Raw genomic sequence first — 10159 nt, 5'->3', positions numbered from 1 at the left:
CCCCCCCCCCCCCCCATGCCGCTTAATACTTGCAGTGGAAGCGCTTCTCGTACTCCGCCTTGAGCTCGTCGCGGAAGTCGGGGTGGGCAATTTCGATGAGGTTGCGGGCGCGCTGGCGGAGAGTCTGGCCCTTCAGCGCGGCCACGCCGTACTCGGTGACGATGTAGTCCACGTCGTTGCGGCTGGTGGTGACGGCGGCGCCCTCATCCAGCAGCGGCACGATCTTGGAGATTTTGCCCTTGACGGTGGAGGGCATGGCCATGATGGACACGCCGCCCTTGCTGGCGGAAGCGCCGCGGACGAAGTCCACCTGGCCGCCCACGCCGGAGATCTGCTTGGGGCCGATGCTCTCGGAGGCCACCTGGCCCATCAGATCCACCTGTACGCAGGAGTTGATGGACACCATGTTCTCGTTCTGGGCAATGACAAAGGGGTTGTTAACATAGTCCACAGGGCGCAGCTCCACGTCGGGGTTGTGATCCACGAAGTCGTAAAGGCGGCGGGTGCCCATGAGGAACGCCACCTCAAACTTGCCGGGGTGGAGGGTCTTTTTGGCGTTGGTGATGACGCCGGCCTCGGCCAGCTCCACCACGCCGTCGGAGAACATCTCGGAGTGGATGCCCAGGTCCTTCTTGTGCTTGAGGAAGAGGAGCACGGCGTCGGGGATGGCGCCGATGCCCAACTGGAGGGTGGCCCCGTCGGGCACCAGGGAGGCGCAGTGCTCTCCGATGGCCTTCTCAATGTCGCCGATCTTGGGGGGCTTGAGCTCAATGATGGGGGCCTCATGCTCCACGATGCAGTCCAGATCCTTGACGGACACCAGGCTGTAGGGGCCGGTCCAGGGCATCTGGGGGTTCACCTGGGCGATGACCAGCTTGGCCTGCTTGACGGCCTCCAGGGTGTAGTCCACCGACACGCCCAGGGAGCACATGCCGTTCTCATCGGGAGGCGTCACCATGACCATGGCCACGTCCACCGGCATGGTGGAGCTGAACTGGCGGGGCACCTCAAAGAAGAAGCTGGGGGTGAAGTCGCCCCGGCCCTCGGCGATGGCATCCCGGCTGGTTCCGCCCACAAAGAAGGCGTTGTGGCGGAAGTTATCGGCATACTCGGGCTTGCAGTACTCGGCCTTGCCCATGGCCACCATGTGGACGATCTCCACATCCTTGTAGGCCTTGGCGTTGGCCACCATCACGTCCAGCAGATAGGACGGCTCGCCGCAGGCGTGGGCCACCACCACCCGGTTGCCCGACTGGATGTGGTTGACCGCGTCCTCCGCGCTCATCAGGTGCTGCTTGTAATATTCCTTCCAATTCATACGATACACACCCTCTATTCTTTGGATTTTAAGATTGGGCTCAGCGGGCCAGATAGTCCCGGCCGATGCGGTCGGCCTCCAGGATGGCGTCGTAGACCTCCTGGGCGGTGATATCGGCGCGCAGGTTCTTGGTGGACTGGGTGGGCACCACGGCGGCCTCCGCCACTTTTTTCAGGGTCTCGGGCACGATCTCCTTCACCCCGAGCTGGGCCAGGGTCAGGGGCAGGCCGGTGTCCCGCAGGAACGCGAGCACCTGCTCCAGCTCCTCCTGGGGGGCCTTCTCCAGTACCAGCTGAACCAGGGTGCCGAAGGCCACCTTCTCGCCGTGGTACATGCCGTGGGCCTGGGGCTCCTGGGCAAAGCCGTCGTTGACGGCGTGGGCGGCGGCCAGTCCGCCGTTCTCAAAGCCTAGGCCGCTGAGGTAGATTGTGGCCTCCACCACGTCCTCCAGCGCGGGGGTGACCTCGTGCCGCTCCACCGCGGCCAGGGCGTCCCGCCCCTTCTCCATCAGCAGGTCGTAGCAGAGGCGGGCCATCATCAGCCCGGTGTTGGACACGTTGCCCCGGGCCATGGTGCGGGCGCCGCTGTTCTTGCAGGCCCGGGCCTCAAACCAGGTGGACAGCGCGTCGCCCAGGCCGGCGGCAAAGAGCCGCCTGGGGGCGTTGGCGATGATGCCGGTATCGACCAGAACCAGATCCGGGTTGCGGCGCATGAGCACGGCCTTGATAACCACCCCGGCGTCGTTGTAGAGCACGGCCACGCCGGAGCAGGGCGCGTCGTTGGAGGCCACGGTGGGGATGATGACGCAGGGCAGGCCCAGATTTTCCGCCACGGCCTTGGCGGTGTCCAGGGCCTTGCCGCCGCCCATGCCCACCACCACGTCGCAGCCCTGGGCCCTGCACTCGTCCATCTTGGCAAAGACCTCGTCCTTGGTGGCCTCGCCGTGGAAGGTGGTGAACACCACCTCCTTCTCCTGCTCGGCCAGGCTGGCCTCCACCTGGGCGCCGAAGCGCCCGCGGCTGTTGTCGGTGCAGATCACCAAAAACTTATTTCCCAGCTTCTTGGCGCTGCGGCCCAGGTTGGCCAGCTCTCCCGCGCCCTGTGCATAGCGGGCCGGGGCCTTGATTGCGTATGTCATTGCACTGTCTCCTTTTTATTGGGCTACCGGAAGGCCAGCCGCAGCTCCAGATCCGCCGCCAGCACGCCCTCCACAAACACCTGCCCCCGGCAGGCGGCGATGGCCCGCTCCGTCTTCTCCTCCAGAAGGGACACGTGGATTTCCAGCGTATCCCCCGGCAGGATTTTCCGCCGGAAGGTGGCCTCCCGCACCCCCATGAACAGGGGGAGCTTCCCGGCGTAACGCTCCGTGGTCATCATCAGGATGTCCGCCGCCTGGGCGGCGGCCTCGATGGTGTAGACGCCGGGGAGCACCGGCGTTCCGGGGAAGTGGCCCGCGAAGCAGGGCAGCTCCGGCCGGGCGCGGAAGGAGGCCACCGCCTCCTCCCCGGGCACCAGGCGGCTCACCGTGTCGATGAACAGCATGGGCTCCCGGTGGGGCAGGATGTCCAGCACCTCCTCGTGGGTCAGGCTCCGCGTCTGCTGCCCCTTCAGGGCCTCGGCCAGCTTCTCCTTCGCCGGCAGCAGCTCCTCCCACCCGCTGAGGAAGATCAGCCGCCCGGCGGGCACCGCCAGATCGCTGACGTTGGCACAGCGGGAGGGGCAGCCGCACACCACCAGCACCGCCGGGTACTTCACCCCAGCCTGGGCGGTGACGAACTCCGCCTCCGGGAAAAAGCCGCCGATGCGCTTGACCAGGGCCACCCGGTCATACCGGGGATTACAGCCGCCGCAGTAGCGGACGCCGATCTGCCGTTTATCCGCCATGGCGCATCTTCAGGATGGAGCGGGCCTCGTCCAGCAGCTCCGGGCTGATATCCTGCACCAGCACCGCCCGCTTGATGTGCGGGAGGTGCTCGGTCAGCGCGGTCTGGATCAGCTCCTCGGTGGTCAGATCGGCCGCCGGACAGCCGGCGCACTTGCCCTTGAGCTTGAAGCGGACGACGCCGTCCTCCACCTCAATAATCTCCATCTCACCGCCGTGGGTGCGCAGGAGCGGGCGCACGTGCTCGTCCAGCACGGCCTCGATGTCCTCATACATGGCGGATGCCTCCTTTTAGAAAGCCGGAGGGGGGCGGATTGCCGCCGCCCTCCGGTCGAATACAGATGCGATTCGAATATGGTTTTTGCTTACTCCTTGATGTGGGCGATGGCCTTGGCCAGCTCTTTCTTGTGGGCCAGGTTGCCCTGACGGGAGATCATGATGCGCTGGGCCTGGGGAGAGCCGGCGCCGTGCATGGACTCGGTGCGGTAGCCGACGGCGGCGGTGCCCAGGGACAGGTTCTCGATGAGGCGCAGAATGCGCAGGCGGTTCTCGGTGGAGACGGTGGACACGCCCTTGAGGTACTTGTCGATGACGGGCCCCAGCTTCTCGTCGCGGAAGTCGGCCTCGCCGGGGGCGGTGACCATCAGGCCGCCGGCGATGTCCTCGGCCAGACGGACGATCTCATAGGGGAAGCGGGTCACGTTCTGCTTGCAGACGTTGGCCAGCAGCAGGTCGATCATGTAGTTGCCGCTCTCGGTGGGGGCGCCCTCGGCGGAGCAGGCGATGCCGCAGCAGTACAGGGTCTCGTTCAGGTGGGTCATCTCGATGAGCTTATCCTTGATGTGGCTGGCCTTGTTGGCGCCGTTGTAGTCGGCGGCCACGGCGGCGGCGCCGATGAGCACGTCGCCCACGCCCACCTTACAGCCGCCGTAGCTCTGGCGGTGATAGCCGGCGAACCGCTCCACCAGCATGCCGGCGTACTCCGTCTCTCCGTTCATGAAGATGCGGTCGTTGGGCACGAACACGTGGTCGAACACGGTCAGGGCCTCCACGCCGCCGAACTCGCTGTTGCCCACGTCCATCTCGCTGCCCTCCAGCTTGCGGGTGTCGCAGCTCTGGCGGCCGATGATCATGAACAGGCCCTTGGTGTCCAGGGGAACGGCGAAGGAGATGGCGTAGTCCTTGTCGTCGGGGCCCATGGACTGGGTGGGCATCACGATGACCTCGTGGCTGTTGATGATGCCGGTCTGGTGGGCCTTGGCGCCGCAGACCACCACGCCGTCGGGCCGGCGCTCCACCACATGCAGGAACATGTCGGGGTCGTCCTGGGCGTGGGGGGCCTTGGAGCGGTCGCCCTTGACGTCGGTCATGGCGCCGTCCACGGTCAGGTCGTTCTCCTGGCAGTAGAGCATGAACTTCTTGAAGTTCTCATGATAGCTGGTGCCGTACTTCTTGTCGATCTCATAGGTGGTGGAGTACTCGGCGTTGAAGGCGTCCATGCCCACGCAGCGCTGGAAGCAGGCGGCGGTCTTCTGGCCCAGCAGGCGCTGCATCTTCACCTTGTTGCGCAGATCTTCGGTGGAGCGGTGGATATGGGTGAAGCGGTTGATGCGCTCGCCGGTCTCGGGGGAGATGGCGGTCATCAGCTCCTGATACTCGGGCATCTGGGCCAGGTCATAGGTCATACGCACGCTGTTCAGGGAGGGCCGCAGGATCGGATTGTCGACCGGATTCTCCACCTTCTTGCCGAACATGTAGATTTCCATGGGGATCTTACGGATGCTTTCGATGTACTGTTCGCCGGTCATGAGTGCCATAATAGAGGACTTCCTTTCTCAATCAGATTCAATCAATCTATGTTTTTGAATACCCAGAACTCAATGGAACTACTGGTTCGCCTTGTCGTCGGCGGCACCGACGGCCACCTGCTCGGAGGCCTTCTTTTTGCCCTCAAAAAGCATAAAGAACAGAATCAGACCCACTGCGAGTCCCCAGGCGGCACCCTGGATGGCCAGCACCGCGCCCATGACGCCGCAGATACCCCGCTCGATGTCGGTGCGGCACATGTTCATGGCCAGTTGGGTGCAGATGAAGCCCTGCACGATCAGGGTCAGGGACAGGGCTACGGGCAGCACGGGCTGTAGCAGGGAGGAGATGGGGATCAGGGCCACGCAGATAAAGGTACACCAGCGGAAGGTACCGGCACCGGAGTAGATGGACTCCATGGCCTTGGGGCCCTCCTTGTACCGCTGGGACACAGCGGCAGTAACGGCCGCCCACAGGGGACCGCAGGTCTGGGTGTAGGGGCAGCACAGCGCCATGGCCACGTTCCGGATACCGCTGATGACGTTGGAGCGGTTGGCGTTGAAGTCAATCTTCTCATCCTGGCGGACCTCATCGGCGGAGCGGAGCAGCTCCTCCGAGGTGACGAAGTCGCCAAAGGCAATGATATACACCACGATGGCGGTGGGGATGGCGGCAATCCAGGTCGCCGCGCTGGGCCAGCCGATGGCAAAGGGAGACAACTGGTTCCAGATGTTGCCGAACTCTGGGATCTTGATGAGGGGCCACAACTGAACAGCAGGCACCGCGATCTCCTTCACAATGGGGCCCAGAACGACACCGATGATGATAGCCGGCAGCATACCGAACTTGCCGATTAAATCAATGGCCTTGTATTTCCGGCGCAGGTTGGCCCATATGGGACTGAACAGGCAGAAGTAGGCCACCAGCACACCCACGGTAATAGAGATGGGATACGTCCAGAAACGACCGGTTTCTCCCATCTCGCCGATGATGGCCGCTAAGCCGCCGCCCATCAGTACGCCGGCCTTTACGGAGTTTGGCACCAAGTGTACCATCTTGCCGCCGATACCGGTGATACCGAACACCAGGAAGATAAGGCCCAGAATCAACTGCATAGCAATCAGCGCCTGGGTACGCTCAGGGCCCATCTCATATCCGTCGGTCAGGAAGGCGGTAATGATGGGAATGGCAGGGGTGATCCACCCGGGCACCACGGGGTCGCCCAGCAACACATGCAGGTTGTAGAAGAAGCCGTTAATGATGACCATGGACAGGGCTACACCGTACGAAACGCCCAGGACCTCTTGCAGCACGGGGATAGCGCCCAGGCAGGTCGCACACATGAACACGGCCTGCACCATCTCGGGAACCGACCATTTGTAGTGGACAAAGGGGAGGCGGATCTTGAAAATACCGGCCTTCCAGTAGGGCTGTTCTTCACCGTATTTACGGTAACGGCTGACAAATTGTTCGTTTGCCATTTACGTTCCCTCTTTCTCATCCCAAACAGGAGTTTTGTCAGTCTCGCTGCGACAGTTGGCCAACTGTTCGTGACACTCCTTCTCTTATGCATTTCACATGCCAACTTCAAAAAAAAGCCCAATCAACTGCCGCGCAGTTGATTGGGCTTTTCCCCCGAGAAATCCCTCTCCCTGTTTGCTGCATTTCTGCATCAAGAGATCATCGGTTAATTTAAACTTATCTAACTAAAACCGATTGACCTGCCGCAATTCTGTAGACTGGTGCATTTTTACAGCGCCCGTTTCATTTTTGCAGCAGCTCCTCAAACTTGCGGCGTTTGCGGACAAAGGTGGCGCTGTCCATCCCCAGGCTGGCCGCCGCGGCCCGCACCGTTCCGTACTTCTCATAGGCGCGGCAGATATACTCATACTCGAACCGCGCCACCTCCAGCTTCAGGTTCACACGCCCAGTCTCGTCCCCGCCGTGGCTCTCCCCCTCAAACCGGCAGGCAATGGGCAGCTCGGAGGGCTGGATCTCGTCCCCGGCGCTGAGGATCACCGCCTGCTCCACTACGTTTTTCAGCTCCCGCACGTTGCCGGGCCAGACGTAGCTGTATAGAATCTCCATGGCTGCGCCGGCAAACCGCTTCTGATAGCGGTACTTCTTGTTCATGTCCTTGAGAAAGCTCTCCACCAGCGGGCGAATGTCCCGCTTGCGCTCCCGCAGGGGCGGGATCTCGATGGGCACCACATTGAGCCGGTAGTACAGATCCTCCCGGAAGGTCTTTTCATGCACCATGTCCAGCAGGTTCCGGTTGGTGGCGGCGATGATGCGCACGTCCACCGAGATGGAGCGTACGCCTCCAACTCTTCTTACCTGCATCTCCTGCAGGACGCGGAGGAGATGTACCTGCATCTCAAGGGGCAGGTCGCCCACCTCGTCCAGAAAGACGGTACCCTTGTCGGCGCTCTCAAACACGCCCATCTTTCCCTCTTTGCTGGCCCCGGTGAAGGCCCCCTTCTCATAGCCGAACAGCTCGCTCTCGATCAGGCTGGCCGGGATGGCGCCGCAGTTGATGCCGATGAAGCTCTGTCGGGCGCGGGCGGAGTTTTCGTAGATGTACCGCGCGAACTGCTCCTTGCCCACGCCGGTCTCCCCCAGCAGCAGGATCGTCGTGTCCAGGGCGGCCACCTTCTGGGCCCGGGCCAGCACCTCCAGCGTGCGGGGATCGGCCGCCACCATGCGGGAGACAAACCTCTGGTTGCGCTGCAGGAACTCCATCTCGGAGCGGCGGCGCTCCTCGCTCTCCTGATACTTCCGCTGCAGGCCGTAGATCTCCGTCATATCCCGGACCACCGTGATGATCATGGTGATCTCCCCGCTGCTGTCAAAGTGGGGGGTGCTGGTGATGAGCGCCTGCTTGCCGGTGCGGAAGGTCTGCTCCAGCGTCACGGGCTTTCGGGTCTTGAGCACCCCCAGGGAGCCGGAGCGGTCAATCATGCCGGTAGCGACAATCTCCTGCATGCTTTTGCCCAGCACGTCCTCCCGCCGCAGGCCGGAGACCTCCTCATAGGCGCGGTTGATCAGGATCGTGTTGGCCTGTCCGTCCGTAATGTAAAGTCCGTCATAGATGCTGTTCAGGATCGTAAAGAGCTGCCGGTTGAGCTCCCGCTCGCTTCCCCGCAGCAGCGTGGCGTTTTCAGCAATGAAAATACGCTCGGACTCCTGCATCCGTCTCCTCCCCTTCTTGCGTTCCGTCAGCTCTTGGGTACTTCCCCCTCCAGTATTACAATGGGCATGCCGCACTTCCCGGTAATAAACGTATCGAAGCGGTCCAGCTCCGCCGCATCCCGAAACGCCGAGACGGGGATGATATACGCCCCCTGCCCGAAATAGAGGAACCGCCAGTCCTTCAGAGCGGCCAAATGGCTGACCTCCCGGTAGCGAACCGACGTGGCTTCCTTCCCCACTGTGGTACGGATATGGTCGTCCTGGAACAAAAACTCCACACGGGCGGGATATTCGCCCCGTTTTTCCGCATCACGGATCGCTTTCCGGCACGTCTTGGCTTGAGCGCGCCGCGCGCCCAGGGGGATCACCGCGAACTGCAGAACAATAAACGCAATACCCAAAATGCGTATGGGCAGGACCGTATGATTCCAGTTAAATACCAGCAGAACGGCGATCACCAAAGCCACGCTGATCAGGGCGGGATAGGCCATCACCTCCATCCTGTGCTTCTGGAACAGCTTCCAGGTGGCCTTTGCCATGGCCTGATACGCCTGCCTGTCATATGTGCTCTCAATCCGGAAGTCGCTCTCGGGATTCATGCTCCATCCTCCTTCCAATCTGTGTTGCGTGCATGCCCAGTTTACCACTCCAAACTTAGAATTGCAAGAAAATACCTCTGCCGGCGGATGGCTGTCATTATCAGGGACATCGGGAGAGCCGGCCACCGGACTGTGAACGTGGTACAAGCTTTGCGCCTAGCCTAACGTTTGCTACGCTATTTCAAACTATTACGAGCTTATTGTTAGTGCCTGCATCGTCCCTAATGCCCGAAAACTGCACATGAAAATCCTGCCTCTGGAGCACATCCGGGACGACTTGGAGGCTGCTAGGGTGTGGGTACTCCTGCACATGTTCTATTTGGATTTGGACAACGCTCTGCGAAAAGGTGAACTGGCGGCCCTGCGGTTGGACATGTGGACATCCAAGGCCGGACAATTCCGGTGCGCAGGCAATACGTCCGTAACCCTGACTGCTCCCTGGAGCTGACCCACTCCAAAACGGAGAACTCCGTCGGGCAGGTGTCCATCCCACAGGCTGCCGTGGAACTGCTCATCCAGGAGCACGAAAAGCACCCGGACAGAATGGTAAACCTCTATAAGTAAATTTTAAAAATACGGGCCTAGAGCACCTCATGTTCCACGACCTCAGGCCCACCTTTGCTACAACAGCCCTGCAAAATGACGTGGATGTCAAAAAGGTTTTTCCATTCTGGGAAACTACGACGCCGGGTTTACCCTGCGCACCCGCACCTATACCACGCGGTAAAAACAGGGTGAAGTGGCCCATACCGCTATCTTTAGCCTGCATCTTGCGCTCGGCCGCCCGTAAACGGGCATATTATCTTCTATTTGAAACTTTCTTGTCACTTTCACTGCTTTTTGCTAAAGCATATGGGGGAAGCCCACCAGTATAGCTGGTGGTTCTTTCTCCCCCAAAAATAAAGCCGCCCTTTTCAAGCGAAAAGAGCGGTTTTTGTGGAGCTGCTATCCGGATTTGAACCGGAGACCTCATTCTTACCAAGCGATTTTTGATATTTTTTATAATATTTCCCGATTGTTTATAGTTGTTTTTATTCCAGGCAGCACAGTTTCCAGAACTTTCTCGAAGTGCAGACTCCGTTGTTTCCACCTCTGTCTGTGGTGGAACTGTGGTCAAGCAGGGATTTGTGCAGACGGCATCTGCACAAATCTCATCGACTCAGTATCGCAGATAACGCCGCAACTTCTTCGAAAATCAACATAGTCGTTAAGAGGTTGGTATCATAATTTGATACCAACCTCTTTGCCAAAACAGGCGCAAAAGCCCATTCATATTTTGGGCTGCTGTAGACAATAAAAGCCTGCTTTCATCGACCTGTTCTCCCACTTGTTTGAACTGTCCGGAAATTCTGGATGGTTCAA

At 60.7% G+C, this 10159-nt stretch carries 9 protein-coding genes; 1 reads left to right on the top strand and 8 read right to left on the bottom strand.

The genetic code is table 11. The features are described 5' to 3' along the window. Window positions 1-22 precede the first annotated feature (22 nt). The 8 genes from ACESY8_RS12125 to ACESY8_RS12090 all read right to left on the bottom strand — a co-directional run bounded on the left by ACESY8_RS12125 (window position 23) and on the right by ACESY8_RS12090 (window position 8797). Window positions 23-1318, bottom strand: a complete 1296-nt coding sequence (locus ACESY8_RS12125; RefSeq protein ID WP_054338741.1) for an acetyl-CoA hydrolase/transferase family protein — start codon at window positions 1316-1318, stop codon at window positions 23-25. A gap of 40 nt (window positions 1319-1358) precedes the next feature. Beyond that, complete coding sequence (locus ACESY8_RS12120; RefSeq protein WP_054338742.1) at window positions 1359-2456, bottom strand: glycerol dehydrogenase; 1098 nt, start codon at window positions 2454-2456, stop codon at window positions 1359-1361. 23 nt (window positions 2457-2479) lie between these two features. Beyond that, the gene (gene fabZ, locus ACESY8_RS12115; protein WP_054338743.1) at window positions 2480-3202 is read right to left on the bottom strand and encodes a 3-hydroxyacyl-ACP dehydratase FabZ; all 723 of its coding nucleotides are present in this window, start codon (window positions 3200-3202) and stop codon (window positions 2480-2482) included. Next, window positions 3192-3476, bottom strand: coding sequence for a NifU family protein (locus ACESY8_RS12110; RefSeq protein WP_007493425.1), 285 nt, complete (start codon window positions 3474-3476; stop codon window positions 3192-3194). The genes fabZ and ACESY8_RS12110 overlap by 11 nt, the downstream gene beginning before the upstream one ends. Before the next feature lie 89 nt (window positions 3477-3565). Then, window positions 3566-5017 (bottom strand): 4-hydroxyphenylacetate 3-hydroxylase family protein, encoded by a 1452-nt coding sequence (locus ACESY8_RS12105; protein ID WP_007493428.1) that lies wholly within the window; start codon window positions 5015-5017, stop codon window positions 3566-3568. Window positions 5018-5086: 69 nt separating this feature from the next. Then, window positions 5087-6487 (bottom strand): hypothetical protein, encoded by a 1401-nt coding sequence (locus ACESY8_RS12100; RefSeq protein WP_009260589.1) that lies wholly within the window; start codon window positions 6485-6487, stop codon window positions 5087-5089. A 283-nt stretch (window positions 6488-6770) separates the two neighbouring features. Beyond that, window positions 6771-8198 carry a sigma-54 interaction domain-containing protein gene (locus ACESY8_RS12095; protein WP_021630024.1) on the bottom strand — a complete coding sequence of 476 codons (1428 nt, stop codon included), beginning with the start codon at window positions 8196-8198 and terminating at the stop codon, window positions 6771-6773. A gap of 26 nt (window positions 8199-8224) precedes the next feature. After that, window positions 8225-8797, bottom strand: coding sequence for a YcxB family protein (locus ACESY8_RS12090; protein ID WP_007493433.1), 573 nt, complete (start codon window positions 8795-8797; stop codon window positions 8225-8227). 375 nt (window positions 8798-9172) lie between these two features. Between ACESY8_RS12090 and ACESY8_RS12085 the strand changes: the two genes are divergently transcribed. Then, window positions 9173-9361, top strand: a complete 189-nt coding sequence (locus tag ACESY8_RS12085) for a hypothetical protein (RefSeq protein ID WP_051381878.1) — start codon at window positions 9173-9175, stop codon at window positions 9359-9361. Window positions 9362-10159 lie beyond the last annotated feature (798 nt).

The sequence above is a fragment of the Clostridium sp. ATCC BAA-442 genome, from assembly GCF_964239415.1.
GTDB classification, from domain to species: Bacteria; Bacillota; Clostridia; order Oscillospirales; family Oscillospiraceae; genus Flavonifractor; species Flavonifractor plautii.
This window is presented reverse-complemented; position numbering and strand designations above follow the sequence as displayed.

What these genes read in the sequence shown, in the direction of transcription:
- ACESY8_RS12125 (WP_054338741.1), bottom strand. Translation starts at nt 1,318, where the DNA reads ATGAATTGGAAGGAATATTACAAGCAGCACCTGATGAGCGCGGAGGAC.
- ACESY8_RS12120 (WP_054338742.1), bottom strand. Translation starts at nt 2,456, where the DNA reads ATGACATACGCAATCAAGGCCCCGGCCCGCTATGCACAGGGCGCGGGA.
- fabZ (WP_054338743.1), bottom strand. Translation starts at nt 3,202, where the DNA reads ATGGCGGATAAACGGCAGATCGGCGTCCGCTACTGCGGCGGCTGTAAT.
- ACESY8_RS12110 (WP_007493425.1), bottom strand. Translation starts at nt 3,476, where the DNA reads ATGTATGAGGACATCGAGGCCGTGCTGGACGAGCACGTGCGCCCGCTC.
- ACESY8_RS12105 (WP_007493428.1), bottom strand. Translation starts at nt 5,017, where the DNA reads ATGGCACTCATGACCGGCGAACAGTACATCGAAAGCATCCGTAAGATC.
- ACESY8_RS12100 (WP_009260589.1), bottom strand. Translation starts at nt 6,487, where the DNA reads ATGGCAAACGAACAATTTGTCAGCCGTTACCGTAAATACGGTGAAGAA.
- ACESY8_RS12095 (WP_021630024.1), bottom strand. Translation starts at nt 8,198, where the DNA reads ATGCAGGAGTCCGAGCGTATTTTCATTGCTGAAAACGCCACGCTGCTG.
- ACESY8_RS12090 (WP_007493433.1), bottom strand. Translation starts at nt 8,797, where the DNA reads ATGAATCCCGAGAGCGACTTCCGGATTGAGAGCACATATGACAGGCAG.